General features: G+C 71.7%; 28 protein-coding genes. 11 read left to right on the forward strand and 17 right to left on the reverse strand.

Features of this window, described 5'->3' with window-relative positions; genetic code table 11:
- Window positions 1-1,101 precede the first annotated feature (1,101 nt).
- From ASC77_RS27120 to ASC77_RS06250, 5 genes are read left to right on the forward strand one after another with little or no spacing between them, the layout of a single operon-like run.
- The gene (locus ASC77_RS27120; protein ID WP_056150434.1) at window positions 1,102-1,707 is read left to right on the forward strand and encodes a carboxymuconolactone decarboxylase family protein; all 606 of its coding nucleotides are present in this window, start codon (window positions 1,102-1,104) and stop codon (window positions 1,705-1,707) included.
- Window positions 1,704-2,585, forward strand: coding sequence for an RNA polymerase sigma-70 factor (locus ASC77_RS27125; protein ID WP_056150136.1), 882 nt, complete (start codon window positions 1,704-1,706; stop codon window positions 2,583-2,585). The genes ASC77_RS27120 and ASC77_RS27125 overlap by 4 nt, the downstream gene beginning before the upstream one ends.
- A 24-nt stretch (window positions 2,586-2,609) precedes the next feature.
- Window positions 2,610-3,092, forward strand: coding sequence for a flavodoxin family protein (locus ASC77_RS06240; protein ID WP_056150140.1), 483 nt, complete (start codon window positions 2,610-2,612; stop codon window positions 3,090-3,092).
- Window positions 3,093-3,142: 50 nt separating this feature from the next.
- Window positions 3,143-3,916, forward strand: a complete 774-nt coding sequence (locus ASC77_RS06245; RefSeq protein ID WP_235547508.1) for a septum formation family protein — start codon at window positions 3,143-3,145, stop codon at window positions 3,914-3,916.
- A complete protein-coding gene (locus ASC77_RS06250; protein WP_235547510.1) occupies window positions 3,913-4,755 on the forward strand; it encodes a septum formation family protein in 843 nt (280 codons plus the stop codon). The genes ASC77_RS06245 and ASC77_RS06250 overlap by 4 nt, the downstream gene beginning before the upstream one ends.
- Here ASC77_RS06250 and ASC77_RS06255 read toward each other — a convergent pair.
- The 11 genes from ASC77_RS06255 to ASC77_RS06305 all read right to left on the reverse strand — a co-directional run bounded on the left by ASC77_RS06255 (window position 4,728) and on the right by ASC77_RS06305 (window position 14,689).
- The gene (locus tag ASC77_RS06255) at window positions 4,728-5,162 is read right to left on the reverse strand and encodes a nuclear transport factor 2 family protein (protein ID WP_082574518.1); all 435 of its coding nucleotides are present in this window, start codon (window positions 5,160-5,162) and stop codon (window positions 4,728-4,730) included. The genes ASC77_RS06250 and ASC77_RS06255 overlap by 28 nt on opposite strands.
- Window positions 5,162-6,079, reverse strand: a complete 918-nt coding sequence (gene era, locus ASC77_RS06260) for a GTPase Era (RefSeq protein WP_056150145.1) — start codon at window positions 6,077-6,079, stop codon at window positions 5,162-5,164. Before era ends, ASC77_RS06255 begins: the two co-directional genes overlap by 1 nt.
- Window positions 6,072-6,848 (reverse strand): siderophore-interacting protein, encoded by a 777-nt coding sequence (locus ASC77_RS06265; protein WP_056150148.1) that lies wholly within the window; start codon window positions 6,846-6,848, stop codon window positions 6,072-6,074. The genes era and ASC77_RS06265 overlap by 8 nt, the downstream gene beginning before the upstream one ends.
- A 16-nt stretch (window positions 6,849-6,864) precedes the next feature.
- Window positions 6,865-8,139: an SAM-dependent methyltransferase gene (locus tag ASC77_RS06270; RefSeq protein WP_056150151.1), complete on the reverse strand. Its 1,275-nt coding sequence runs from the start codon at window positions 8,137-8,139 to the stop codon at window positions 6,865-6,867.
- Window positions 8,136-9,485: an FAD-binding oxidoreductase gene (locus tag ASC77_RS06275; RefSeq protein ID WP_082574519.1), complete on the reverse strand. Its 1,350-nt coding sequence runs from the start codon at window positions 9,483-9,485 to the stop codon at window positions 8,136-8,138. The genes ASC77_RS06270 and ASC77_RS06275 overlap by 4 nt, the downstream gene beginning before the upstream one ends.
- 127 nt (window positions 9,486-9,612) lie before the next feature.
- Complete coding sequence (locus ASC77_RS06280; RefSeq protein WP_056150157.1) at window positions 9,613-10,221, reverse strand: hypothetical protein; 609 nt, start codon at window positions 10,219-10,221, stop codon at window positions 9,613-9,615.
- A complete protein-coding gene (locus ASC77_RS06285) occupies window positions 10,218-11,570 on the reverse strand; it encodes an MFS transporter (protein ID WP_056150159.1) in 1,353 nt (450 codons plus the stop codon). The genes ASC77_RS06280 and ASC77_RS06285 overlap by 4 nt, the downstream gene beginning before the upstream one ends.
- Window positions 11,571-11,588: 18 nt before the next feature.
- Complete coding sequence (locus ASC77_RS06290) at window positions 11,589-11,942, reverse strand: hypothetical protein (protein WP_056150162.1); 354 nt, start codon at window positions 11,940-11,942, stop codon at window positions 11,589-11,591.
- The gene (locus tag ASC77_RS06295; protein WP_056150165.1) at window positions 11,935-13,227 is read right to left on the reverse strand and encodes a hemolysin family protein; all 1,293 of its coding nucleotides are present in this window, start codon (window positions 13,225-13,227) and stop codon (window positions 11,935-11,937) included. The genes ASC77_RS06290 and ASC77_RS06295 overlap by 8 nt, the downstream gene beginning before the upstream one ends.
- Window positions 13,224-13,673: an rRNA maturation RNase YbeY gene (gene ybeY, locus ASC77_RS06300; protein ID WP_056150168.1), complete on the reverse strand. Its 450-nt coding sequence runs from the start codon at window positions 13,671-13,673 to the stop codon at window positions 13,224-13,226. The genes ASC77_RS06295 and ybeY overlap by 4 nt, the downstream gene beginning before the upstream one ends.
- Window positions 13,670-14,689: a PhoH family protein gene (locus ASC77_RS06305; RefSeq protein WP_056150174.1), complete on the reverse strand. Its 1,020-nt coding sequence runs from the start codon at window positions 14,687-14,689 to the stop codon at window positions 13,670-13,672. Before ASC77_RS06305 ends, ybeY begins: the two co-directional genes overlap by 4 nt.
- A 65-nt stretch (window positions 14,690-14,754) precedes the next feature.
- Here ASC77_RS06305 and ASC77_RS06310 point away from each other — a divergent pair, with 65 nt between their 5' ends.
- Window positions 14,755-15,030 (forward strand): hypothetical protein, encoded by a 276-nt coding sequence (locus ASC77_RS06310; protein WP_056150177.1) that lies wholly within the window; start codon window positions 14,755-14,757, stop codon window positions 15,028-15,030.
- On the opposite strand, the gene ASC77_RS06315 is transcribed toward ASC77_RS06310, so the two are convergent.
- Together ASC77_RS06315 and ASC77_RS06320 are read right to left on the reverse strand one after the other, a co-directional pair.
- The gene (locus ASC77_RS06315; RefSeq protein ID WP_056150180.1) at window positions 15,023-16,255 is read right to left on the reverse strand and encodes a hypothetical protein; all 1,233 of its coding nucleotides are present in this window, start codon (window positions 16,253-16,255) and stop codon (window positions 15,023-15,025) included. The two genes, ASC77_RS06310 and ASC77_RS06315, sit on opposite strands and share 8 nt — an antisense overlap.
- Window positions 16,252-16,587 (reverse strand): HIT domain-containing protein, encoded by a 336-nt coding sequence (locus tag ASC77_RS06320; RefSeq protein WP_235547512.1) that lies wholly within the window; start codon window positions 16,585-16,587, stop codon window positions 16,252-16,254. The genes ASC77_RS06315 and ASC77_RS06320 overlap by 4 nt, the downstream gene beginning before the upstream one ends.
- Window positions 16,588-16,678: 91 nt before the next feature.
- Here ASC77_RS06320 and ASC77_RS06325 point away from each other — a divergent pair, with 91 nt between their 5' ends.
- The 4 genes from ASC77_RS06325 to ASC77_RS06340 are packed head-to-tail and all read left to right on the forward strand — an operon-like array spanning window position 16,679 to window position 19,957.
- Window positions 16,679-17,206, forward strand: a complete 528-nt coding sequence (locus ASC77_RS06325) for a SigE family RNA polymerase sigma factor (RefSeq protein ID WP_235547515.1) — start codon at window positions 16,679-16,681, stop codon at window positions 17,204-17,206.
- Window positions 17,203-18,129, forward strand: coding sequence for a Gmad2 immunoglobulin-like domain-containing protein (locus tag ASC77_RS06330; protein ID WP_056150190.1), 927 nt, complete (start codon window positions 17,203-17,205; stop codon window positions 18,127-18,129). The genes ASC77_RS06325 and ASC77_RS06330 overlap by 4 nt, the downstream gene beginning before the upstream one ends.
- Window positions 18,130-18,155: 26 nt before the next feature.
- The gene (locus tag ASC77_RS06335) at window positions 18,156-19,058 is read left to right on the forward strand and encodes a Gmad2 immunoglobulin-like domain-containing protein (protein ID WP_056150192.1); all 903 of its coding nucleotides are present in this window, start codon (window positions 18,156-18,158) and stop codon (window positions 19,056-19,058) included.
- Window positions 19,055-19,957, forward strand: coding sequence for a winged helix DNA-binding domain-containing protein (locus ASC77_RS06340; protein WP_056150195.1), 903 nt, complete (start codon window positions 19,055-19,057; stop codon window positions 19,955-19,957). Before ASC77_RS06335 ends, ASC77_RS06340 begins: the two co-directional genes overlap by 4 nt.
- On the opposite strand, the gene ASC77_RS06345 is transcribed toward ASC77_RS06340, so the two are convergent.
- Window positions 19,954-21,351 carry a serine hydrolase domain-containing protein gene (locus ASC77_RS06345; protein WP_056150198.1) on the reverse strand — a complete coding sequence of 466 codons (1,398 nt, stop codon included), beginning with the start codon at window positions 21,349-21,351 and terminating at the stop codon, window positions 19,954-19,956. The two genes, ASC77_RS06340 and ASC77_RS06345, sit on opposite strands and share 4 nt — an antisense overlap.
- Window positions 21,352-21,428: 77 nt before the next feature.
- Between ASC77_RS06345 and ASC77_RS06350 the strand changes: the two genes are divergently transcribed.
- Entirely contained in the window at window positions 21,429-22,031 is a 603-nt protein-coding gene (locus ASC77_RS06350; protein WP_056150202.1) for a TetR family transcriptional regulator, read from the forward strand.
- Here the strand turns inward: ASC77_RS06350 and ASC77_RS06355 are convergent.
- The 3 genes from ASC77_RS06355 to hrcA are packed head-to-tail and all read right to left on the reverse strand — an operon-like array spanning window position 22,028 to window position 25,037.
- The gene (locus ASC77_RS06355; RefSeq protein WP_056150204.1) at window positions 22,028-22,768 is read right to left on the reverse strand and encodes a 16S rRNA (uracil(1498)-N(3))-methyltransferase; all 741 of its coding nucleotides are present in this window, start codon (window positions 22,766-22,768) and stop codon (window positions 22,028-22,030) included. The two genes, ASC77_RS06350 and ASC77_RS06355, sit on opposite strands and share 4 nt — an antisense overlap.
- Before the next feature lie 11 nt (window positions 22,769-22,779).
- Window positions 22,780-23,961, reverse strand: coding sequence for a molecular chaperone DnaJ (gene dnaJ / locus ASC77_RS06360; RefSeq protein WP_056150206.1), 1,182 nt, complete (start codon window positions 23,959-23,961; stop codon window positions 22,780-22,782).
- 56 nt (window positions 23,962-24,017) lie between these two features.
- Window positions 24,018-25,037: a heat-inducible transcriptional repressor HrcA gene (gene hrcA, locus ASC77_RS06365; protein ID WP_156390955.1), complete on the reverse strand. Its 1,020-nt coding sequence runs from the start codon at window positions 25,035-25,037 to the stop codon at window positions 24,018-24,020.
- Window positions 25,038-25,049: the final 12 nt, after the last annotated feature.

Below are 25,049 nucleotides of genomic sequence, written 5' to 3' on the forward strand. Positions count from 1 at the left end.
AAGGCCGGCGCCCACGCCCTCCTCGTTGACCACCCCGAGCTCGACCTCGACACCCGACGCGCCATGGCTGCCGGACAGCTCGGCGGCGATGCCGCTGCGCCGCGTGAGGTCGTCATCTACGCCCACCACCAGCCCGACGAGGCCCACGGCATCGTCACCGTGGAGGGCGGCCACGTCCCGTACGCCACCATCGACCAACTGGTCGAGTGGTGCACCACCCGGGGCACGAAGGTGTCGATCCGGCCCGTCCTGGACCTCTCCGAGGAGATCACCGTCGACCGGTACGCACCGACTGCCCGGCAGCGGGAGCAGGCGATCCTGCTGACCCCGACGTGTGTGTTCCCGCACTGCAGCAAGGATGCCCGGGGCTGCGACCTCGACCACATCACCGCCTACAGCCAGGGCGGGAAGACAACGTCGTGGAATCTCGCGCCGTTGTGCCGGTTCCACCACCGGGTCAAGACCTTCAGCACCTGGACCTACCGCCGCACCAGCCGCACCAGCTTCATCTGGACCAGCCCCAAGGGCCGGGTCCACCCCGTCGACCTCACCGACGTCACCGACGAACACCGACGACGAACCCGCTGACCCCCACCCCGCCGGCACCGCCGGCGGGGCCATTGCCATGTCCGGACCGTGTTTCTTCGACGGCCCGGGCCACCACGGTCGACCCGAGCGAACCCGCAGCCCGACCAGCTACTGGAAATCGCCCCCGCAACCACCGACCACGGTGACCACGNTGGACCAGCCCCAAGGGCCGGGTCCACCCCGTCGACCTCACCGACGTCACCGACGAACACCGACGACGAACCCGCTGACCCCCACCCCGCCGGCACCGTCGGCGGGGCCATTCCCATGCCCGGACCGTGTTTCTTCTGCGGCCCGGGCCACGACGGTCGACCCGAGCGGCCCGCCAGGCCGACCGGCCGCTGGAAATCGCCCCCGCAACCACTGACCACGGTGACCACGTATCCCGGTAGTCGCGTCACCAGCAGCAACCACGACGCACCGCGGCGCTCCTGACGCCTAACCAGACGGGGATGTCACACGTGCGGGCCGGGCGGCGTCTTCATGCCGTACCGACACCACGAGGAGGACGACATGACCGGAACGACCCGCATCCCGCCGGCAGAGATCACCGGCGTCAAGGGCATGCTGATCAAGCGCTTCGCCAAGAAATCGCTGGGTGGCCAGGTGCCGAGCTCGATCGGCGTCTACTGGCACCACCAGAAGGTGCTCATGGACATGGCCGCGGTCGGCGGCAAGGTCAAGAAGTGGGACGAGTGCGACGAGCAGCTCAAGTCGTTCGCGCACATGGCGGTCGCCTCGCGCGTCGGCTGCACGTGGTGCCTGGACTTCAACTACTTCGAGGCCCACAACAACGACCTCGACATGGTGAAGGCACGGGAGATCCCGCGCTGGCGCGAGTCCGAGGTGTTCTCGCCGGTGGAGCGCGAGGTGCTCGCGTACGCCGAGGCAATGACGGAGGTCGAGCCGACGGTGACCGACGAGATGGTCGCGTCGCTGCGCGAGGCGCTCGGCGACGCGGCCGTGATCGAGCTGACCGCCGTGATCGCGTTCGCCAACTTCACGACCCGCGCGAACGTCGCGCTCGGCATCGAGTCCGACGGGTTCGCGGCCGCGTGCGGCCTCCGGCCGATGGCCGAACGCGAGGGGCCGCGCGCGGCCGTAGGGTCGGGAGCGTGACCGAGGACCCGTTCGTCGCCCACCGCGGACTGCTCTTCACCGTCGCCTACGAGATGCTCGGGTCGGCTGCCGACGCCGAGGACGTCGTGCAGGAGACGTGGATCCGCTGGGACGCCCTGGACGAGGCGGCCCGGAGCGAGGTCCGGGCTCCCCGGGCGTTCCTGGTGCGGATGGTCGCTCGCAAGGCGCTCGACCGGCAGCGGGCGAACGCGCGACGTCGCGAGCAGTACGTAGGTGAATGGCTGCCCGAGCCGGTGCTCACGGCACCGGATGTCGCGGACGACGTCGAGCTCGCCGAGAGCGTGTCGTTCGCGATGCTCACCGTGCTCGAGACGCTCACGCCGACCGAGAGGGCGGTCTTCGTGCTGCGCGAGGTCTTCGACCTGGCGTACGCCGAGATCGCGGAGGCGGTGGACAAGTCGCCGGCCGCCGTTCGTCAGATCGGGCACCGGGCCCGCGAGCACGTCGCGGCGCGTCGGCCGCGGATGGACGTCAGCCCTCACGAGCAGCAGGAGGTCGTCGAGCGGTTCCTCGCTGCGGTGACCGGCGGCGACCTGCAGGGCCTGCTGGACGCGCTCGCCCCCGACGTGGTGCTGGTGGCCGACGGCGGCGGGATCGCCCAGGCCATCACGGCCCCGGTCGTCGGCGCGAAGAAGGTTGCCAACCTGCTGCGCACCTTCCCGAAGTTCGGGGCGGGCGCGACCTTCGTGCCGGTCCTGCTCAACGGGTCGCCGGGCGTCAGGGTGGTCGGCGTCGACGACGGCTTCGACACCGCGATCAGCTTCGCCGTCGAGGGCGGCCGGATCACCCGGATCTTCGCGGTCCGCAACCCGGCCAAGCTCGGTGGGATCGACGTCGAGGCGACGTTCAGCCGCTGACGGCCGGGGTGGCAGGGTGGGCCCATGGCTCGCCTGCTGGTCGTCCACCACTCCCCCACACCGACGGCACAGTCGTTGACCGACGCGGTGCTGGCGGGCGCGCACGACGACGCGATCGAGGGCGTGGAGGTGGTCGTACGGCGAGCGCTGGAGGCGAGCGCCGACGACGTGCTGGCGGCCGACGGCTACCTGCTGGGGACGACCGCGAACTTCGGCTACATGAGCGGCGCGCTCAAGCACTTCTTCGACACGATCTTCCTGGAGGCAGGCGGCTCGCTCTCCGAGGACGGGTCGGCGTCGGGCGCGAGCGGCGGCAAGAAGCCGTACGGACTGTGGGTCCACGGCCGCTACGACACGACCGGCGCGGTCCGCTCGGTGCTCTCGATCGTCGGGGCGTTGCCGTGGACGCAGGCGGCCGAGGTGCTCGAGGTGCTCGGCGACGTCGGAGCGGAGCAGCAGGAGGCGGCGTACGACCTCGGTGGGACTCTCGCGGCCCTGCTGAGCTGAGCGGGATACGATCGCGCGGTCCGGCACCCATCCCCCCGAGAGGAGACCGCGTGCGCCTCGTCGTGCTCGCGCTCGTGGCGGCGCTCTCGCTCTCGGCCTGCGGCGACGGCACCGCCGCGCCCGCCGCCGACAAGCAGGCGCCGGCGCTCGGCGCCTGCCGGGTCCTCACGCCCGACGACGTCGAGAAGCCGGCCAACTCGAGCGACGTCGTCGAGTGCGCCGAGAAGCACACCGCCGAGACCTACGCCGTGGGTGACCTCCCCAAGGAGTTCGACGACGCGGACTACGACGACCCGGACCTCGGCGCGTGGGCCTACCGGACCTGCTCGAAGCAGTTCAAGGACTTCCTCGGCGCCGACGACAGCCTCGTGATGCGCACGGTCGTCAGCTGGGCGTGGTTCCGCCCCACCGAGGCCGCGTGGGACGCCGACGCCCGCTGGTACCGCTGCGACGTGGTCGGCGGCGGCGAGCAGAGCAAGGACTACGTCGACCTGCCGACCAGCTCCAAGGGCCTGCTCCTGGGCCGCCCGAAGGACGACTGGATGGTCTGCGCCGACGGCGACACCGTCTCCGGCTCGGTGAAGGTCCCGTGCACCGACACGCACAACTGGCGAGCGGTCACCACGATCTCGCTCGGCGACGCGAAGGACGACTACCCCGGCGACCGGCTCGCCGAGGTCACGACCCGCGACTTCTGCTCGAAGTCGGTCGGCGCCTGGCTCAACTACCCCGTCGACTACGACTTCGGCTACACCTGGTTCCACCAGGCCGAGTGGGACGCCGGCAACCGGCGCTCGGTCTGCTGGGCCAAGACCGACCAGTGAAGCCCCTCGCCGTCGCCCTCGCGAGCGCCGTGATCATGAGCGGGGCCGTGCTCGCCGGATGCAGCGGCGACGACTCCCCCAGCGAGCCGTCGACGTCTGCACCGACCTCGGCGACCGCGTCGTCCTCCCCGTCAGCCGCGGCCACGCGACCGCAGCCGCCACGGGACCGGGCCTGCTACCGGCTCGACTACACCGAGGCCGTCGCGCCGACCGTCGACGCTGCCCCGGTCTCCTGCGAGCGGCCGCACACCTCGATGACGTACGCCGTCGGGCAGCTCGACACGGTCGTCGACGGACACCTGCTGGCCGTCGACTCCGCGCGGGTGCGCACCCAGGTCGCCGCGACGTGCCCCGAGCGGTTCGCGGCGTTCGTCGGCGGCACCACGGAGGACCGGCGGCTGAGCATGCTGCGCCCGGTGTGGTTCACCCCGACCGTCGACGAGTCTGACGCCGGCGCCTCGTGGTTCCGCTGCGACGCCGTCGCCCTGGCCGCCGACGAGGAGCTCGCACCCCTCACCGGTCGCCTCCAGGGGGTTCTCGGCCGGGAGGACGGCCGCAACCGCTACGCCATGTGCGGCACCGCCGCACCCGGGACGCCGACCTTCGAGCGGGTGATCTGCTCCGCCGACCACAGCTGGCGCGCCGTCGCGACCGTGCCCTTCGACGGCGACCGCTACCCGGGTGTCGAGAAGGTCCGCACCGCCGGCGACGGTCCGTGCAAGGACGCCGGGGCCGACGCGGCGAACGGCGAGCTGGACTACAAGTGGGGCTACGAGTGGCCGACCGCGAAGCAGTGGGCGGCCGGCCAGCACTACGGCCTCTGCTGGGCCCCGGACTGAGGCTGCCCCGACTGGAGCTGCGCGGCCACCTGCTCCATCAGCTTCTGGAGTCCCTTGAACGGCCGCACCATCACGGTGAAGTCGGTGAGCCGACCGTCGGGGCCCCAGGTCAGCATGTCGACGCCGTGCACGGCCAGCCCGTCGAGCTCGCAGCGGAACTCCAGCACGGCCGAGTCCTCGGCGTACCACTGGCGGACGTACTGCAGCGACGGGCCGAGCACGACGACCGCCGCGGAGAGGTACGCCGTCGTGATCGCCTTGCCCTCCTGCGGCGTGTGCACGGCCGGCGACCGGAACACGACGTCGTCGGCGAGCAGGTCGGCGAGGCCGGCAGGGTCGCGCGACTCGGCGATCCGGTGCCAGGCGGCGACCGGAGCGGGCATCGAGACATCAGTCGGAGCGGTCATCAGAACCCCAGCTTTCGCAGCTGGCGCGGGTCCCGCTGCCAGTCCTTGGCGACCTTGACGTGCAGGTCGAGGTAGACGGGCGTGCCGAGCAGCGCCTCGATCTGCTTGCGGGAGGTCGTGCCGATCGTCCGCAGGCGTGAGCCCTTGGGGCCGATGATGATGCCCTTCTGGGAGTCGCGCTCGACGTAGACGTTCGCGTGGATGTCGAGGAGCGGCTTGTCCTCCGGACGGTCCTCGCGCAGCTGCATCTCCTCGACGACCACGGCGACCGAGTGCGGGAGCTCGTCGCGCAGTCCGGCGAGGGCGGCCTCGCGCACGAGCTCGGCCACCAGGATCTCCTCGGGCGCGTCGGTGAGGTCACCGTCCGGGTAGAGCTGCGGCCCCTCGGGCAGCAGCCCGACGAGCAGGTCCTGCAGCAGCGCGATCTGGTCGCCTGCCTTCGCCGACACCGGCACGATCTCGGCCCACTCCACGCCGATCTCGGTGCCGAGGGCGGCGATGTCGAGCAGGTGCTCGGCGATCCGGTCCGGCGTCGCGAGGTCCGTCTTGGTGGCGATCGCGACCTTCGTGGTGCGCTTGACCTTGGCCATCTCGGTGGCGATGAAGCGGTCGCCGGGGCCGATCTTCTCGTTGGCCGGGAAGCACACGGCGACGACGTCGACCTCGGCCAGCGTGGTCGCGACCAGGTCGTTGAGCCGCTCCCCCAGGAGGGTGCGCGGACGGTGCAGGCCGGGGGTGTCGACCAGGATCAGCTGGGCGTCCTCGCGGTGGACGATGCCGCGGACGACCGTGCGGGTCGTCTGCGGCTTGTCGGAGGTGATCACGACCTTCTGCCCGACCAGCGCGTTGGTCAGCGTGGACTTGCCGGCGTTCGGCCTGCCCACGAAGGAGACGAAGCCACTCTTGTGTTCAGACATCTGCTTCTCTCGCGTTGTCGTAGTCGGCCCAGATCTGCTCGTCGCTCTTGCCCGCGGCCTTGCCCGCCCGGTAGATCGGGCCCGGGTCGACGGCACGCGGCTGTCGCTGGGCCACGCCGCGCCAGTAGCCCATCACGTCGTACGCCGTGCTCGGAAGCCTGCGCTCGCGCATCAGGTGCTTGCGGATCGCGCGCATCTGCGCCGACTCGCCAGCCATCCAGAAGTACCCGGACCCGTCGGGCCAGTCGATCGACTCGACGGCCTCGGCGAGCAGGCTCCGCCCGGCACCGGGCGGCGTCAGCCAGGTGACGTCGGCCCGCTCCGGGACGTACGCCGGCGGCTGCTCCGGCACCTCGGCCCAGATCCGCGTCGGGACGTCGACCTCCTCGGCGATGCGGGCCATCGCCGGCAGCGCGGTCAGGTCGCCGACCAGCATCAGCCAGGCGGCGTCCTCGGGCATCGCGAAGGAGCCCTTGGGCTCGCTGATGGTGACCGTGTCACCCACGACGTCCCGGGCGGCCCACTCGGTCACCAGGCCGACGTCGTGCACCACGACGTCGAGGGTCAGCTCGGACCCGGTCCAGGAGCGCACCGTGTAGTAGCGACTCTGGAACTGTCCCGGCACGACCAGGCCGACCCACTCGTCCGGGATGCCCGTGCTCGCGAACCCGGACAGCCCGGGCCCGCCGAGCACCAGCCGGACCAGGTGGTCCGAGAGGCGCTCACGGCGCAGCACCTCGGCGTCGTACTGCTGGGCCCGGGTGCTCACCCGGCCACGGTATCGGTCACACTCCGAAGTCGTGACGCAGCGGGTACCCGCTCGCCCCGTTCTCGTCGGTCTTGGTCGCGAGCACGTGGTGGAGCTGGATCTCGTTGCGCTCGAAGCCCAACCGCGAACCCGCCATGTAGAGGCCCCACACCCGCGCGGTGCCCTCGCCGACCTCGGCGACGCAGGCGTCCCAGTTGTCCGCGAGGTTGCGGCACCAGCCGGCCAGCGTCTTGGCGTAGTGCACGCGGATGTTCTCCTCGTGCTGCACCTCGAGACCGGCGTTCTGCACCTCCGTGATGATCTTGCCGGAGCCGGTCAGCTCGCCGTCGGGGAAGACGTAGCGGTCGATGAAGGCGCCGGTGTCGACCGGGCGGTTGGTGTGCCGGGTGATGCAGTGGTTGAGGAGGCGGCCCTGCGGCTTCAGGTGGTCCTTGATCCAGCCGAAGTACGCCGGATAGTTCTTCACGCCGATGTGCTCGGTCAGGCCGATCGACGAGATCGCGTCGAAGTCGGTCTCCTCCACGAGCCGGTAGTCCAGGAACCGGACCTCGGCGAGGTGGTCGAGACCCTCCTCCTTGATCGCCTGCTGCGCCCAGGACGCCTGCTCGCGCGAGAGCGTGACGCCGAGCGCCTTGACGCCGTACTCACGCGCGGCGTGGCGCACCATGCCGCCCCAGCCGCAGCCGAGGTCGAGCAACCGCTGGCCCGGCTGGAGGTCCAGCTTGCGGGCGACCAGGTCGTACTTGTTGGCCTGCGCCTCCTCGAGCGTCGCGTCCTCGGTCGGGAAGACGGCGCAGGTGTAGGTCATCGAGGGGCCGAGGACGTACTCGTAGAAGGTGTTGGAGACGTCGTAGTGGTGGTGGATCACCTCGGCGTCGCGCTGCAGCGAGTGCCGCAGCCCCTCGACGGTGCGCCGCCAGCGCGGCAGGTGCTCCTGCGGGGGCGGCGGCGGGGGCTTGAGGTGCGAGAACCCGAGGCCGCGCGCGAGGGTGAGCGCCTCCTTCGGGGACGGCGTCCGGAACTTCAGGTGGTTCTGGAGGAAGACCATCGCGTCGTACGGGTCGCCCGGGTGCACGCCGTGCAGGTCCAGGTCGCCGGAGACGTACGCGCGGGCGAAGCCGAGATCGCCGGGCGCGGTCATGATGTAGGACAGGCCGCGCTCGTTGAGGAGCTCGACGTGGATGTCGGCGTCGGGCGGCCCGGCCGAGCTCCCGTCGTACGCCGTGAAGCGCACGGGCATCCCGTCGCGCAGCAGCGAGCTCACCGCATCCCCGATGCTGATCGTGCTCATCGTCTCTTCACCGCCTTGTCATAGAGGCTGGTCAGCCTGTCCTGCGGGTCGTAGCGACCCTTGACGACGGCCAGGTTGGCGCCGCCGTACAGCTTGTCGAAGGTCTCGCGGTCGTAGAACGCCTCGCTGTAGAGCGACTTGTGGCCGTCGAGCTCGTGGACCTTCTCCTCGATCGCGCGGTTGCGCGGTCCGTTCGGTGCGTCCGGTCCGACGTGGACCGTGCCCCAGAAGCCGGCGTTGACGTAGGTCTGGCCGGGCTCGAGCGGGTACGACGCCCACTCGCGCTTGGAGACCAGCGGGCACAGCCAGACCGGGCGCATGCCGACCGCGCCGTCGAACCACTCGAGGAACGCCGGCAGGTTGGCCACCGGCACCTCGATGTCCTGGATCACGCGCTCGCGCAGCGGCCGACCGGCCCGCCGGTCGAGCCGGTCGGCGATGGAGAAGCGCCGGTCGAGGCCGAGCAGCTTCTGGTAGACGTCCGAGCGCCGCCAGCGACGCGGCCAGAACCGACGGATCCTGGGGTTCTGGGCACCGAACGCACCGGAGCACCAGAACCAGTCGGTGTCCCACCGCCACAGGTAGTCGTACGTCGTCAGCAGGTCCGTCTCACGCTGCTGGATGCTCTTGTAGTAGATCTCCTGGCCGGCGTAGTCGCTGGTCGGACCGCCCTGCTCGCTCCAGGTGGCGAGGGTCAGGTAGTACTCCCCCGGCTCGAACGCGACCCCGTCGAGACCGTCGACCCGGACTCCGTCGTACTCCCGCGTCGAGACGATCCCTTCGACCGTCTTGGCGAGCAGCTCGGCGTCGTCGAAGCGCACGTGCCGCAGCGCCACGTGCCCGGGCACCGGCTCGAGCTTGATGCGGAGCCGCGTCGCGTAGCCCAGCGAGCCGTAGGAGTTGGGGAACGCGTCGAAGAGGTCGCTGTGGCTCTCCGCATCTCCGGGGCGATCGGGGCCGGGGGCGCAGGTCACGACCTCACCGGCGCCGGTGAAGACATCCATCTCGAGCACCGACTCGTGCGGCAGCCCGTTGCGGAAGCTGGTGGACTCGATGCCGAGCCCGGTCACCGCACCGCCGAGCGTGATCGTGCGCAGCTGGGGCACGACGTACGGGATCAGGCCGTGCGGCAGGGTGGCGTCGACGAGGTCCTCGTAGGTGCACATGCCCTGGACGTCAGCGGTCCGGGCCTCGACGTCGATCGCGATGACCCCGTCGAGCCCGGACACGTCGAGCCCGGGTGCATCCGTGTCCGCGCGGGGCCGGAAGAGGTTGGACGTCTTCTTCGCCAACCGCACCGGCGCACCCGCAGGAATCGCGGTGTACGACGAACGCAAACGCGCCACCGCTGCCTCATGTGCCGTCCAGCCACGCAAACTCACGACAGAGGAACTTACTCCTGCCTCGTCACCGATGTGTTTCCGGATCGCCGTACATGGAGAGTGTCTCCGCAATCACACTCCGCACTGATCGTCAGACCAGGCTGCGGACCCGGTCGACCAGGGTGTCCTTGACGGCCTGCGTGATGGCGGCGTCGAGCTGGCGGTTGAGGTCGTCCTGGTCGTCCAGGTCGGTGAGGATGCGGCGTACGTCGAGATCGTCGATCGCCCGGGTGAGGACGTCGTCGATCGGCAGGGCAGCGTCGACGACCGAGGCGGGCAGGGCGCGGATCAGCGTCTTCAGCAGGCTGTTGAGGTCGGCGTTGTCGAGCGCCTCGTCGACGAGGTCGGAGGTCGGCGGCAGCGTGCCGTCCCGGTCCATCCGCTCGACCGCCGCGAGCAGGCCGTCGTGGAGTGCCTCGACCTGCGCGTCCGTCGGGTCGCCGGGCCCGGCGAGCTCGAGCGTGAGGGCCTCCCGGCTGACGCCCAACGTGCAGGCTGCGTCGTCGAGGGCGATCAGCACCAGCTGCTCGGTCAGGGCGTCGATGCCCTCGGACTGCGAGGTGACGGGGCGTACGGCGCACGGGTCGGCCGGCGGGAGCGGCTCGAACGTGCCGCCGCCGTACGCGACCTGGACGGCGAGCACGCCCCCGACCAGGACCGCGGCGGCCGCAGGCAGGCTCACGGCGCGCAGGCGGCTCATGCCGTCACCCGCCGGTGTGGCCAGGCCACAGTGAGCAGGGCGAGCAGCGCCAGACCGGCGCCCACCAGGAAGGAGTCGCGGAACGCCCGGGTCGCGGCCCGCTGGACCTGGTCGTCGAGGTCGCGCTCGAGCTGCTCCGCGGCGGGACGTGCGTCCGGCTCGAAGCTGGTGGCCGCGAACGCGTCGTGGAGGTCGGGCACCTGCCCCTGCTGGTCGGCGAGCTCGTCGCCGAGCGACCGGGCGAGGTCCACCTTGTCCTGGGCCGTCAGCGGCGCGTCGAGCACGAGCGAGGTGATCGCCTCCTGCGCGGGCACCTGGGCGTCCATCAGGTCGCCGGTGAACACGGGCGTCAGGATCGCGAGCCCGACGACCACGCCGAGGTGTCGCGCGCTGATCGTCCAGCTCGCGTGCTCCACCCGCGGGACGCGCAGGTGCATCGCCTGCACGGTGAGCCGGTCGACGGTCAGCCCGAGGCCGAGGCCGACCAGGGCCTGGGGTGCCACGGTCCAGCCGATCTCGGCCGCCGGCAGCAGGGCGAGAGCCGTCAGCCCGCCCGCCACCAGGAAGCAGCCCACGGCGACCTCGACCTCGTCCGAGGGGCGCAGGACGCGCGCGAGCGGACGAGCCGCCAGGGCCGCGAGCGGGACGACGGAGACGGCCAGCGCAGCGGTGGCCGGCGAGTGCCGCCAGCCGTCCACGAGCAGCAGCACGAGCAGGAAGAGCGCCGCCGTGAGCGCCGCCGACAGCAGCGCCAGGGTGAGGTTGGGGCGCAGCGCCGGACGGTGCCGCACCTGGGCGGGGTCGGGCTCCGCCCTCGTCGCGCGTACGGCGAGCGCGGCCGGCACCGCGAGAGCGGCCACCGGCACCTGGACGACGAAGATCGCCTGCCACGAGAACGCCTGCGTCAGCAGGCCGCCGGCGACCGGGCCGGTGGCGGTCCCGACCACACCCGCGGTGATCCAGGCGGCGATCCCGCGGCGCTCGCCGTACGCGGCGACCAGGAGCTCCAGGCACCCGACCAGCGCCAGCGCGCCGCCCAGCGCCTGCACGCACCGGGCCGCGATCAGCACCTCGATCGACTGCGCGACCGCGCACCACGCCGACGCACCCGCGAACACGGCGATGCCGACGGCACCGAGGATCCGCGGATCGACCCGGGCGAACCCGACCGCCGTGGGCACGGCGACCAGCCCGAGCACGAGGTTGAACGAGATCAGCACCCAGGCGACCTGCGCCACGGTCGTGTCGAGGTGCAGCAGGATGTCGGGCAGGGCGAGCGTGACGACCGCGGAGTCCGCGAGCACCATCGCCACGGTCACCGTGAGGACAGGGGCCACCGCGCGACGCACGGGGTCATCCTCGCAGGGCTACGAGCCGAGCGTCTCCACGATCGCGCCCCTGACGTCGCCGCGGTGGACGACGACGCCTGCGCCGGCGAAGTCGCGGATCGCGGACAGGTCGTCGGGGAAGACGATGTCGGCATCGGTGAGGACCACGACCGCCTCGAGGCCCTTCGAGCCGGAGGCGACGGCCATGGCGACGCAGACGCCGACGGCGGACACCCGGAGCGACGGGAGGTCGACGGTGGCAGCGGCGTAGGTGCGCCCGTCGGAGTCGCGTACGGCGGCGCCCTCGGCCGCGCCGGTGCGGGCGCGGGTGGCGCGCGCGAGCGTCACCAGCTTCTTGTCCTCGGCCGTCAGCTGGGCGGAGAGGTCACTCATCGTCGTCCTCGTTCGACTCGTCCTCGGTGGCGACCCGCGCGATGAGCAGGGTGCCGATGCGGTTGCGGCGACCGGTCGCCGCCTCGGCCTCGAAGCGCAGGCCGTGGGCCTCGACCACGGAGCCCGGGATCGGGACCCGGCCCAGGTGCTTGGCCATCAGGCCGCCGACGCTGTCGACGTCCTCCTCCTCGACGTCGAAGCCGAAGAGCTCGTCGAGGTCGTCGATCGGGTAGCGCGACGACACCCGGACGACGCCGTCGTCCAGGGTCTCGACCTCGACCTCCTCGGCGTCGTACTCGTCGGTGATCTCGCCGACGATCTCCTCGAGGATGTCCTCGATCGTGACCAGGCCGGCGGTGCCGCCGTACTCGTCGACCACGACGGCGATGTGCTGGCGCATGGCCTGCATCTCCGAGAGCAGCCCGTCGACCGGCTTGGAGTCCGGGACGAAGTGGGCGGGACGCATCACCTCGTCGATGCGCTGGGTGAACTCGACGTCCGGCGCCTCGAAGTCGCGGCGCACGATGTCCTTGAGGTAGGCGATGCCGACGACGTCGTCGAGGTTCTCGCCGATCACGGGGACCCGGGAGAAGCCGCTGCGCAGGAAGAGCGACATCGTCTGGCGCAGGTTCTTGTGCCGCTCGACGTAGACGACGTCGGTGCGCGGCACCATCACCTCGCGCGCGATCGTGTCGCCGAGCTCGAGCACGTCGTGGATCATCTTGCGCTCACCGGACTCGATCAGCGACGACGCCTCGGCCATGTCCACCAGCTCGCGCAGCTCGGTCTCCGTCGAGAACGGTCCCTCGCGGAAGCCCTTGCCCGGCGTGAGCGCGTTGCCGACCAGGATCAGCAGCCGGGGCAGCGGCCCGAGCACGGCGGTCACGAACGACAGCGGCGCGGCGGAGGCGAGGGCCACCCGCTCGGAGTGCTGGCGACCGACGGTGCGCGGCGCGACGCCGATCGCGACGAACGAGATCACCAGCATCACGGCGATGGTCGTCAGCACCGCGGGCCACCAGGCCCCGTCGTACGCCTCGTCGATCGCGAAGCCGACCAGCACGATCGCCGAGATCTCGCAGAGCAGCCGCAGCAGCAGTGCGGTGTTCAGGTAGCGCGGCGGGTCCTCGAGCAACGCGACCAGGCGGCGGGCGCCGGGCCGGTTCTCCTCGAGCAGCTCGTCGGCGCGGGCCTTGGAGAACGAGCCCAGCGCGGCGTCAGCCGCGGAGAAGAGCCCGGCGAGGACGACGAGGGCGGCCGCCAGCACCAGCGGCCAGGGACTCACGAGGCCCGCCAGGCCGCCAGGAGCTCGTCCTGGAGGCCGAACATCTCCTTGTGCTCCTCGGGCTCCGCGTGGTCGTAGCCGAGCAGGTGCAGGATGCCGTGGACGGTCAGCAGCTCGATCTCGGCCTCGGTGCCGTGACCCGCGGCCTCGCCCTGCTTGGCGGCGATGTCGGGGCAGAGCACCAGGTCGCCGAGCACGCCCTCCTCCGGCTCCTCGTTGACCAGGCCGGGTCGCAGCTCGTCCATCGGGAAGGCGAGCACGTCGGTCGGCCCCTGCTTCTCCATCCAGTGCTCGTTGAGCTCCGCGATGGTGGGCTCGTCGACCGCCTTGATGCACAGCTCCGCCATCGGGTGGACGCGCATCCGGTCCATCACGAAGCGGCTGAGGTCGGCCAGCCGCGCGACGTCGAGCTCGCGACCGGACTCGTTGAGGATCTCGATCGTCATCGTTCGGCCTGCCGCGAGCCGGTCTGCCGCAGCTCGGCGCGGGCGTCGTGGACGTCGTAGGCCTCGACGATCTTGCCCACCAGCTTGTGGCGTACGACGTCGGAGGCGGTCAGCCGGTTGAACGAGATGTCCTCGACCTCGTCGAGGATGTCCTCGACCGCCCGCAGCCCGGACTTCTGCCCACTCGGCAGGTCGGTCTGCGTGACGTCGCCGGTGACGACGATCTTGGAGCCGAAGCCCAGGCGGGTCAGGAACATCTTCATCTGCTCGGGCGTCGTGTTCTGCGCCTCGTCGAGGATGATGAAGGAGTCGTTGAGCGAGCGACCGCGCAGGAACGCCAGGGGCGCGACCTCGATCGTGCCGGCCGCCATCAGCTTGGGGATCAGCTCGGGGTCGAGCATGTCGTGCAGGGCGTCGTACAGCGGCCGCAGGTAGGGGTCGATCTTCTCCGTCAGCGTGCCGGGCAGGAAGCCGAGCCGCTCGCCCGCCTCGACCGCCGGGCGGCTGAGGATGATCCGGTTGACGTTCTTGGACTGCAGCGCCTGCACGGCCTTCGCGACCGCGAGGTAGGTCTTGCCGGTGCCGGCCGGGCCGATCCCGAAGGTGATCGTGTGCTTGTCGATCGAGTCGACGTAGCGCTTCTGGTTGAGCGTCTTCGGGCGGATCGACCGGCCGCGGTTGCTGAGGATGTTGAGGCTCAGCACGTCGGCCGGGCGCTCGGTCGTCTCGGCGCGGAGCATCGCCAGCGCGCGCTCGACGGTCTCGCCGGTGACGCCCTGCCCGGTGCGGATCAGCGCGATCAGCTCGTCGAGCAGCCGCTCGGCCAGCGCCACCTCACCGGGGTCACCCTGGAAGGTGATCCGGTTGCCGCGGACGTGGACCTCGGCATCGAACGACCGCTCGATGACGCGGAGGTGCTCGTCCCCGGGGCCGAGGAGGCTGACCATGTTGATGCTGTTGGGGACGACGACCGTGTGCTGGGTCGGCTGCCCATGGGCGGAGGGAGTGTCAGTCATGTCGCCCTCAATGCTACGGGAGCGTCATCAACCGGCCCAACGAGTTGCGGCGTACGGTTGCCGGCATGGCGGCCGACCGCGATCTCGGGGAAGAGGAGTGGGGCGACGAGCCCGAGCTCCCCGAGGACGCGCCGCCGTACTGGTTCGCGGGCCAGCACCTGCCCGAGCACGCCCGGGCGATGGGGCTGACCCACCACGTGCCCGAGGGCGCGATCCTCGACTTCGCGGGTCGGCTGGACTCGACGAAGCCCGGTCACAGGGCCGCGGCGTGGTGCCTGCTGGTGCTCTTCGGCACTCCGGTCGTGCTGGCCGTGCTGCGCGTCTACTACGCGTTCAGCTAGCGGCCTCGTCGTCGAAGGCCACCTGGAGCGTGCCGAGGCACATCTCGTCGGTGCTGCCCTCGGCCCAGATGATGTAGCGGTCCGGTTGTCCCTCGAACGCCGGCAGCCGGTCGCGCAGCCACTGCTGGTGGGTGCAGGTCACCTTGACCGTGTCGTACTGGTCGATGTGCAGCGGCTCCTTGAGCGGCTTGGTGCCCTGGTTGTCGAAGTCCCAGATCGGGATGTCCAGGATCGTCCGGGCATCAGGAGTACCCGGGTTGACCTCGATCTTGATCTTCCGGCCGAGCAGGTGCATGTGGCCGGAGACGCCGAGGATGGTCATCCCGCGCGGTGCGTAGCGCAGGCACGAGGTCGTGTTGGACGGCACGGGCTTCCCCTCGGCGGTCCCGCACAGGAGGTGCAGGGCGCTGTTGGTGTTGCCGGCGTTGCCGAACCGCGCCATCACGTCGGCCACGGCGGCGTCGCGGTCGCAGAGTGGGCTCTCGTCGTGGTTCGGGCGGCAGGGCATCTCGACCGGCGCGGGCAGCTGGAAGGTGTGCACCGGGGTCAGGTCGGTCGACCCCTTCATCCAGCGGAGCTGGGTGCTGGAGACGTCCGGGGCCGCGCCCTTGAGCAGGTTGTAGTGCACCTGCATGACGATCCGGGAGCCGGCGGCGAGCTTGACGCCGTACCCGTCGCGGACCTTGGTCTCGTCGCCACCGGGCGCCCAGGCAGCGAGCCACGGGGCGTCGTCGATGTTGGTGAACTCGTTCTTGAGGCCGGTGCCGCCGAAGCAGGTCCACCCCTCGCCGTCGTCGTCGGCGTCCTTCTGCTCCGCCTCGGCGACCTGCTCGGGCGCGACCCGGAAGAGGATCACGTGGTGGACCACCTGCGGGTTGCCGGGCAGCACGTGGCTGCCGGTCAGCCAGACGTCCTTGTCGAGCTTCGGGTCGAGCAGGAAGCAGCGGTAGTCGTCGGTGCCGACGCCGGTCGGGGCCGACGGCGTGTAGGACTCCGGCATCGCGACCGTCATCCGGTGCTCGCCCTTGCGCAGCGGGAGCATCTTGCCGGGCGGCAGCGCCGCCAGCTGCTTCGCCTCGACGCCGGGCGGGTCCGGGGGCTTGAGGATCTCGCTGGGCGAGCCGGTACGCCGGTCGCTGCCCTCCTGGACGCAACCGGCAAGCGTGACCGTCAGGAGCAGTACTGCGCCGATCGCCGCGCTCCGCTTCCTCCAGTGGGCCGTCATCCGACCAGTCCGCTCAGGTCGGCACCGCCGAGGAGGTGCACGTGCGCGTGGAAGACCGTCTGCCCGGCGCCGGCGCCGGTGTTGAAGACCAGGTTGTAGTCGTCGTAGCCCTCCGCCGCGGCGACCGCGGCGGCCGAGGTGACCAGGGCGGCCGACGTCTCGGGATCGGCCGCTGCCAGCTCCGCGGCGTTGGCGTAGTGGTCGCGCGGGACCACCAGCACGTGCAGCGGCGCCTTCGGGTTGATGTCCCGGAACGCGACCGTGCGCTCGGTGCTGTGCACGATGTCCCCAGGGACTTCCCCCGCGACGATCTTGCAGAACAGACAGTCCACGATCCCCTCCTGTGGCGATGGTCTCATCCCGACGCCCCGGCGGCGCAGTAAACCACCTGACGGCCTCGGGCGTCCCACTAGCGTGACGACGGTGACGGACCGCCCCGCCTGGACGGCGGACGAGGCGCTGGAGCAGCTGTACGCGGCGCACTGGCGCCGGCTGGTGCGGCTGTCGGTGCTGCTCGTCCGCGACCAGGGTGTGGCCGAGGAGGTCGTGCAGGACGCGTTCGTCGCCGTGCACGGTCGGTGGGACCGTTTGCGCGACCCCGAGCGCGCGCTGGCCTACCTCCGCCAGGCCGTCGTCAACCGGTCCCGCTCAGCGCTGCGGCACCGGGCCGTCGTCGCGCGGCACGCCGAGCGTCGTACGGCGAGCCTGGTCGAGCCGGGCGCCGACCAGGCGGCCCTGGTCACCGACCGCCGCGCCGCCGTGCTCGACGGGCTGCGGGCCCTCCCCCAGCGACAGCGCGAGGTGCTGGCGCTGCGCTACTACCTCGACCTGTCCGAGGCCGAGATCGCCGACACCCTCGGGATCAGCCGCGGCGCCGTGAAGAGCCACGCCTCTCGTGGCGCCGCCACCCTGCGCACCCACCTCGGGACTCTCCTGGAGGAGGAGCTGTGAATCTCCACGACCTGCTCGAGGACGCCGTCGCCGACGTCGAGCCCGCCGACCGACTGGCCGAGCTGCGCGCTCGTACGGCGTCGCCCGCGCGCGCCGCTGCCCGGCCCTGGTGGTGGGCCGCCGGCGCAACCGTGGTCGGCACCGCCGCTGCGGTCGCCGTCGTCGCGACCTTGCAACACACCCAGGAGTCCGCCGGTCCGGCGGGGCACGGCATGCACCACCCTGGATTCCTGCCGTCAGAGATCCTGCCTCCGCGGGTCAGCGATCCGGACGCAGAAGCCCTACCGCCGCTACTGCCCATCTACTACGTCGGGGAGGGCGGGCTGTATCGCGAGTTCGCCCACGTCCGAGGCAACGATTCGCTCCTGAGTGCGGTCCTGCAGCTGGAGCAGCCTCCCGCGGATCCGGACTACGCGACCGCTTGGGCGCCCGGCGACCTGCTGGACGCGTCGGTGCAGCACGGCACGATCGAGGTCGAGACGGCCGACGATGGGCCGATCTCCGCGTTGGCGGCACAGCAGGTCGTCTACACCCTCCAGGCGAACCTCGGCAGTCGCGTTCCGGTGCGGTTCATCCACGAGGGCGAGGTGCTGCTGGGCCCGGTCGACGCGGACCCTGCCGTGCTGAACCCGGTGAGTATCAGCGACCCGGCCGAGGGCAACGAGTACGAAGGCTCGATGACCGCCCGCGGCCGCACGAGCGTGCCCGAGCGCCACATCCTCTGGACCCTGGTCGACGCGGACGAGACCGTCGTCCGAGACGGCACGGCCGTCGTCAGCGACGACGCGGGGATGCGTCCCTGGGAGGTGACCGTTGACCTCGCCGGCCTCGAGCCCGGCACCTACGTCTTCACGGTGACCCGGGACGATCCGGGGTTCACCGTGACTGCATCGACCGACACGCGCACGATCGTCGTCCGATGAGCACCGCCGCCCGGAAGGATGGACTCATGTCTTCCCGCACCCGTCTCGCCGCCCTCGCCTCCGTGTCCGCGCTCGCCCTCGTCGGGCTGACCGGCTGCGGCGACGAGACGGACCCGACCTCGGCCGACAGCACGCCGACCCAGGCCGCCGACCCGGCCGACGACGGTGGCGGCGAGACCCCGGACGAGCCGGCCTCGGAGGGCGCGGGCAGCACGACGGTGCCGGTCTACTTCGTCGGCGACACCCCGCAGGGCAAGCGGCTCTACCGCGAGTTCCGCAAGGTCGAGGCGGACAACCCGGCCGTCGAGGCGCTCGCGCTGATGACCGCCGGCGACGCGCTCGACCCCGACTACAGCACGCTCTTCCCGAGCGGCAGCTTCACGAGCGTCGACGTGGGCGCCGACAAGATCACCGTCGGGTTGCCCGACGAGTCCTGGACCCAGCCCCAGGACGGGATGTCGGACGACGAGGCGCGGCTCGCCACGCAGCAGGCCGTCTACACGCTCCAGGGCATCGCGCAGAAGCGGCTCCCCCTGGCCTTCACGCTCGACGGCGAGCCCGCAGACCTCTTCGGCCTGGGCGGCGAGCCGAGCAACGACCCGGAGATCGACGTACGAGCCCTGGTCAACGTGACCACACCGGAGGAGGGCGCGACCGTCAGCGGCACCTTCACCGCGAGCGGTGTCTCGAGCTCCTTCGAGGCCACGACGGCGTGGGAGATCCATCGGGGCGGTGCCGACGGCGAGGTCGTGGCCCAGGGCTCGGCGACGGCCGACGGCTGGATGGACAAGCTCTACCCGTGGGAGACCGACATCGACGTCTCCGACCTGCCCGCCGGCGACTACACCTTCGTCGCGAAGACCGACGACCCGACGAGCGGCGAAGGCCCCGGACCGATGGTCGACACGAAGAGCATCACGATCAAGTGAGACTGACGCGGCAGCGGCTCAACCGCACGCTGCTGCGGCGCCAGCACCTGCTCGAGCGCGTCGACGCGACGCCGGAGGAGACGGCGCGCCACCTGGTCGGGCTGCAGGCGCAGGAGACCCTGCCGCCGTACCTCTCCCTGCACGCGCGCCTGACGTCCTTCGACCCGTACGACGTCACCCGCGCGCTCGAGGAGCGCACGCTCGTCCGGCTCCTCACGATGCGCGGCACCATCCACCTGCTCACGCCGGAGGACGCGCTCGAGCTGCGGCCCTGGACCCAGCCCGTGATCGACCGGGGGCAGCGCAACCACCCGGAGCCGGTCCCCCAGTTCTCGCGCGCGCTGGTGCAGACGCCCCCGCGAGGGACGTGGAAGGGCCGGGGCGGCGTGGTCTACGCACCGATCGAGGACTGGCTCGACAGCGCCCTCCGGGACCCGGACGTGCCGGGGATCGTCGAGTGCTACCTGCGCGCCTTCGGTCCGGCGTCGGCCGCCGACGTCACCACCTGGTCGGGCGTCACCCGGCTCGGTCCGGTGCTCGCCGCCATGGACCTCGAGCGCCACGAGGACGAGGCGGGCAAGGTCCTGTACGACGTGGCGGACGCGCCGCTCGAGGACGAGGACGCGCCCGCACCGGTGCGGCTCCTCGGCACCTACGACAACCTCTGGCTCTCCCACGCGGCACGCGACCGGGTCACCGAGCCGGCCAGGCGAGCGCGCTGGATGGGCGCCAACGGAGGCGTCGCGATGACGATCTTCGTCGACGGCTGGCTCGAGGGTCTGTGGCGGGCCGTGGACGACCGGGTGGAGGTCGTCGAGCTCTTCCGCGACCTCACCGCGCCCGAGCGAGCAGACCTCGACGACGAGGTCGCCCGCGTCGAGGAGCTGCTCGCCCGCTAGGCCGTGGCCCGCTGGTGCGCCCGACCGCCGAAGTGCAGGTACGACGGCGCACCCGACTCGTCGTCGGGGTCGAAGAAGACCGCGAGCAGCTCGCTGTCGGCGATCGGCAGCTTCAGCAGGAAGGAGTCGTCGCGCGCCACGGCGACCAGCGGGAGGTCCACCATCGGCGGCAGGTTCTCGGTGTCGGCTCCTTCACGCGAGATCTCCAGGCTCGCCAGCAGGGAGCCGTCCGGAGCCCGCGTGACCTCGATGGCCACACCCTCCCGCTCGTAGCTGCCGACGTACCGGCCCGCGTCCGCGACCGCCTGCGTCGCGAGGGGCTCCGGGTCCTGCCGCGGCGTGACGTCCAGTCGGTCCTCGAACAGCCAGGCGGCGAGCTCGCGGTACATCGACATCGCGCTCTCGACGTTGGTCTGCAGGCAGAAGCCGAACCGCTGGTCCGGCGCCACCCGCATGAAGGCGTTCTGGCCCAAGGAGTTGCCGTCGTGGCCGATGACGCCGACGTCGCCGAAGTGGTCGAGGATCCAGCCCAGACCCCAGGCCTCGCCGAGCACGGTGTCGTCGACCAGCGAGATCTGGGGCACCTGCGCCGCGGCCACCGTCTCGGCCGACAGCAGCCGGGTGCCGTCGGCGGCCACGCCACCGTCGAGGTGCAGCTGCACGAACCGGAGCACGTCGCCGGCGCTGGCAACCAGCGACGCACCCATCGGACCGCACGAGCGGTAGAGACCCCACTGGGGCGTGACGACGAGGGTGGACGGGTCCTCGGGGTCCGGCACGTGCCCGACCGCCATCGGGTGCAGGAGCGCCTCCTCCGGGAAGACGACCGAGTGCTCGAGGCCGAGCGGGCCGAGGAGCCGCTCGCGCAGCGCGTCCTCGAAGACCGCGCCGCCGACGACCTCGACGAGCCGGCCGAGGATCGCGAACCCGCTGTTGCTGTAGCTCCAGATCTTGCCCGGCTCGCAGATCTGCGGCAGGTCGCGGATCTCGTCCATGTAGCGCGGGAGGGCGTCGTCGCCGCGACCCGTGTCGATGAAGACGTCGCCGTCGAAGCCGCTCGTGTGCCGGAGCAGGTCGCGCACGGTGACGGTGTCGCGGGCGTGCTGGTCACGCACCTCGAAGTCGGGGAGGTAGCTCCGCACCGGCTGGTCGAGGTCGACGAGGCCCTCGTCGGCGAGCATCAGCACCAGGGTCGCGGTGTAGAGCTTGCCGATCGAGCCCGGCAGGAAGAGCGAGTCGGTCGTCGCGGGACAGCCCGTGCGCAGGCTGAGGACGCCCGCCGCGACCTCGGTGATGGTGTCGCCGTCGAGGACGGCGAGCTGGGCGCCGGGCACGTCGTGGCGGTCGATGAGCTCGACGAGCTTCTTCTCGAGCTCGGTCTGGGTGATGGACACGGTTCCTCCTCGGCTGACCTACAGTGTAGGTTAGTGTTAACCTACAGCGTAGGTTTGTCAAGGGACAGGAGTACGGCGTGGCGGCACTGACGCGGGAGCGGATCCTGCAGACCGCGGTCCGGCTCGCCGACCGGGACGGTCCGGACGCGGTCACCCTGCGCAAGATCGCCGGCGAGCTGGGCGTGCACGTGACCTCGCTCTACAACCACGTGCCGACGCGGGACGCGGTCACCGACGGCATCGTGGAGCTGCTGCTGGACGAGGCGAAGCTGCCGACCGGTCCGATCGACTGGGACGACTGGGTGCGGGGGTTCATCGACGCGGTCGGCGGCATCGCCATGACGCACCCGGGGGCCTTCCACGCGCTGCAGCAGGTGCCCGTCCAGGGAGCTCGGGCGACCGCCTCGTTCGAGGTCGCGCTGGCCGCGTTCAGGGCCGCCGGCTTCAGCCCCGCCGACGCCTTCGCTGCGGTCAAGACCGCGGCCTACCTCGCCCTGATGATCGGCCAGGAGCGCAGCATGGTCGCCCGCGGTGACCTGCACGAGACGCGGCTGGATGCGCTCCCCGCCGATGCGTTCCCCCTGGTGCGGTCGGTCGCGACGGACGCGGCCGACTACGAGAACGTCTGGGCCTTCTCGGTCGAGACGCTGATCGCCGGGCTCCGCGCGCGGCTGCCCTAGCCCCAGCGCGGCGTGCGCGCGAGGAGCGCGGCGACGGCGGCGACCCCGGCGGTCGACGTGCGCAGCACCTCGGCGCCGAGCCGCACCGACACCGCTCCGGCCGCGACGAACGCCGCCACCTCGTCCTCGGCCAGCCCGCCCTCGGGCCCGACGACCACCACGACCCGACCGGTGCCGGGGACGACGAGGTCGGCGAACGGCGCGGTCGCGGCCTCGTGCAGCACCACGGCGAGGTCGGCCGCGCCCACGAGCGCGACGACGTCGGCCGTCGAGGCCGGCTCGGACACCTCGGGGAACCACGACCTGCGCGCCTGCTTGGCGGCCTCGCGGGCGGTGGCACGCCACTTCGCGAGGGACTTCGTCGCCCGCTCGCCCTTCCAGACCGCGACGCTGCGCGACGCCGCCCACGGCACGATCCGGGCGACCCCGATCTCGGTGAGCACCTCCACTGCGAGCTCGCCGCGCTCCCCCTTCGGGATCGCCTGCACGACGACGACCTCGGGACTCGCCGGCTCGACCCGGTCGACCGACTCGACGGCCAGCGCGAAGACCCGCTTGCCGGTCGACCCGACCGAGCCCTCGACGGAGACGCCCGCGCCGTCGGTGAGCACAAGCCGCTCGCCGACCCGCAGCCGGCGTACGGCGACCGCGTGGTGCGCCTCGTCGCCCTCGACGGTCACCACGTCACCGACCCCGACGCCGTCGAGGGTCGGGACGAGGTGGACCGGCAGCGACATCGTGCGTGCCCTCAGTGCTGGTTGAACGCGTCTCGGAGCCGGCCGAACATCGAGCGGCTGGTGGGGTGCACCTGGCCGGACGGGCGCTCCTCGTCGCGGATCCCCGCGAGCTCGCGCAGCAGCTCCTCCTGACGCGGGTCGAGCCGGGTCGGGGTCTCGACGATGACCGTGACGACCAGGTCGCCGCGACCGCCGCGCAGGCCCGGGACGCCGCGCCCGCGGAGGACCTGCTCGGACCCCGACTGCGTGCCGGGGCGTACGTCGAGGTCGAGGCTCGTCTCGATGTCGGTCTCGGGCTCATCGCCGTCGGCCACGACGTCCGCCTCGAGGGTCGGCAGCGTCAGCACGGTGCCCAGCGCCGCCGCCGTCATCGGCAGCGTGACGGTGCAGTGCAGGTCGTTGCCGTTGCGGGTGAAGACCTCGTGCTGCGCGACGTGGATCTCGACGTACAGGTCGCCGGCCGGGCCGCCGCCGGGGCCGACCTCGCCCTCGCCGGTGAGCTGGACCCGGGTGCCGGTGTCGACGCCGGCCGGGATCTTGACGGTGAGGGTGCGGCGCGCACGGACCCGGCCGTCACCGGAGCACTCGCGGCACGGGTCCGGGATGATGGTGCCGAAGCCACGGCACGCCGCGCACGGGCGCAGCGTGCGGATCTCGCCGAGGAACGAGCGCTGGACGTGGGCGACCTCGCCCGCACCGTGACAGGTGTCGCAGGGCATCGCGTGCGAGCCCGGGGCGGCGCCCTCGCCGTCGCAGGTGCTGCACCGCACAGCCGTGTCGACGACGAGCTCACGGGCCACGCCGAACGCGGCCTCGGCCAGCTCGACCTCGATCCGGATCAGCGCGTCCTGGCCACGGCGCTCGCGCGACCGCGGTCCACGCCCGCCCTGTGCAGCGCCACCGGCACCGCCGAAGAAGGCGTCCATGATGTCGGTGAACGAGAAGCCCGGACCCTGGCCGAAGCCCGCACCGGCGCCGCCGAACGGGTCGCCGCCGCGGTCGTAGGCCGCGCGCTTCTGGGGGTCGGACAGGATCTCGTAGGCGCGGGAGATCTCCTTGAACTTCTCCTGCGCCTCGGGGTCCGGGTTGACGTCGGGGTGGTACTGGCGGGCGAGTCGCCGGTAGGCCTTCTTGACGGCGTCGGCGTCGGCGTCGCGGCCGACGCCGAGCAGCTCGTACGGGTCCTGGCTCACGTGGTTCCTTCGTTGCTGGTGCGGGGTGCTGGTGCGTGGTGCTGGTGGGTGTCGGCTCAGGCCTCGTCGAGGATCCGCGACACGTAGCGGGCGACGGCCCGGACGGCGGCCATGCTGCCGGGGTAGTCCATGCGGGTGGGACCGACGATGCCGAGGCGGGCGAACGCCTCCTCGCCGGGTCCGTAGCCGGCCGCGACCACGCTGGTGGACGCGAGCTGCTGGTAGGGACCCTCGTGGCCGATCCGGACGGTGATCGGCTCGCCGGTGGTGGCCTCACCGAGGAGCTTGAGCAGCACGACGTGCTCCTCGAGCGCCTCGAGCAGCGGCCGGACGGCCGAGTCGAAGCTGTCGCCGTACCGCGCCAGGTTGGCGGCGCCGCCGACCAGGATCCGCTCGTCGGAGCGGTGGTCGGACATCGCGTCGAGGAGCGCATCGACGACGGCCTGGGTGGCCGGGGCGACCGGGCCGTCGGTGCCGACGAGCGCCGCCAGCGCCGCGTTGGCCTCGGCGATCACCTCGCCGTTCGCGACCCGGTTGACCAGGGCTCGCAGGTCGGCGATCGCGGCGTCGTCCAGGTCGTCGGCGAGCTCGACCAGGCGCTGCTCGACCCGGCCGGTGCTGAGGATCAGCACGACCAGCAGGCGGCTCGGCGCCAGCGCCACCAGCTCGATGTGGCGCACGGTGGAGCGGGAGAGCGTCGGGTACTGCACGATCGCGACCTGGCGGGTCAGCTGCGAGAGCAGCCGCACCGAGCGCTGCACGACGTCGTCGAGGTCGACGGCACCGTCGAGCAGGGAGGCGATGGCCCGCCGCTCCGCCTGGCTCATCGGCTTCACGGTCGTGAGCCGGTCGACGAACAGCCGGTAGCCCTTGTCGGTCGGCACCCGCCCGGCACTGGTGTGCGGCTGGGTGATGTAGCCCTCGTCCTCGAGCGCGGCCATGTCGTTGCGCACCGTCGCCGGCGAGACGCCGAGCCCGTGCCGCTCGACGAGAGCCTTGGAGCCGACCGGCTCCTCGGTCGCGACGTAGTCCTCGACGATCGCGCGGAGCACGGCCAGCCTGCGCTCTTCCTGCACCCGTCCGCCTCC

The sequence above is a fragment of the Nocardioides sp. Root1257 genome (genome assembly GCF_001425175.1).
Taxonomy (GTDB): Bacteria; Actinomycetota; Actinomycetes; order Propionibacteriales; family Nocardioidaceae; genus Nocardioides.

Bases quoted from the DNA above. Each gene is read 5' to 3' on its own strand.
- ASC77_RS27120 (WP_056150434.1), top strand. From the start codon at position 1,102: ATGACCGGAACGACCCGCATCCCGCCGGCAGAGATCACCGGCGTCAAG.
- ASC77_RS06240 (WP_056150140.1), top strand. From the start codon at position 2,610: ATGGCTCGCCTGCTGGTCGTCCACCACTCCCCCACACCGACGGCACAG.
- ASC77_RS06255 (WP_082574518.1), bottom strand. From the start codon at position 5,162: ATGACCGCTCCGACTGATGTCTCGATGCCCGCTCCGGTCGCCGCCTGG.
- era (WP_056150145.1), bottom strand. From the start codon at position 6,079: ATGTCTGAACACAAGAGTGGCTTCGTCTCCTTCGTGGGCAGGCCGAAC.
- ASC77_RS06270 (WP_056150151.1), bottom strand. From the start codon at position 8,139: ATGAGCACGATCAGCATCGGGGATGCGGTGAGCTCGCTGCTGCGCGAC.
- ASC77_RS06280 (WP_056150157.1), bottom strand. From the start codon at position 10,221: ATGAGCCGCCTGCGCGCCGTGAGCCTGCCTGCGGCCGCCGCGGTCCTG.
- ASC77_RS06290 (WP_056150162.1), bottom strand. From the start codon at position 11,942: ATGAGTGACCTCTCCGCCCAGCTGACGGCCGAGGACAAGAAGCTGGTG.
- ybeY (WP_056150168.1), bottom strand. From the start codon at position 13,673: ATGACGATCGAGATCCTCAACGAGTCCGGTCGCGAGCTCGACGTCGCG.
- ASC77_RS06305 (WP_056150174.1), bottom strand. From the start codon at position 14,689: ATGACTGACACTCCCTCCGCCCATGGGCAGCCGACCCAGCACACGGTC.
- ASC77_RS06310 (WP_056150177.1), top strand. From the start codon at position 14,755: ATGGCGGCCGACCGCGATCTCGGGGAAGAGGAGTGGGGCGACGAGCCC.
- ASC77_RS06315 (WP_056150180.1), bottom strand. From the start codon at position 16,255: ATGACGGCCCACTGGAGGAAGCGGAGCGCGGCGATCGGCGCAGTACTG.
- ASC77_RS06335 (WP_056150192.1), top strand. From the start codon at position 18,156: ATGTCTTCCCGCACCCGTCTCGCCGCCCTCGCCTCCGTGTCCGCGCTC.
- ASC77_RS06355 (WP_056150204.1), bottom strand. From the start codon at position 22,768: ATGTCGCTGCCGGTCCACCTCGTCCCGACCCTCGACGGCGTCGGGGTC.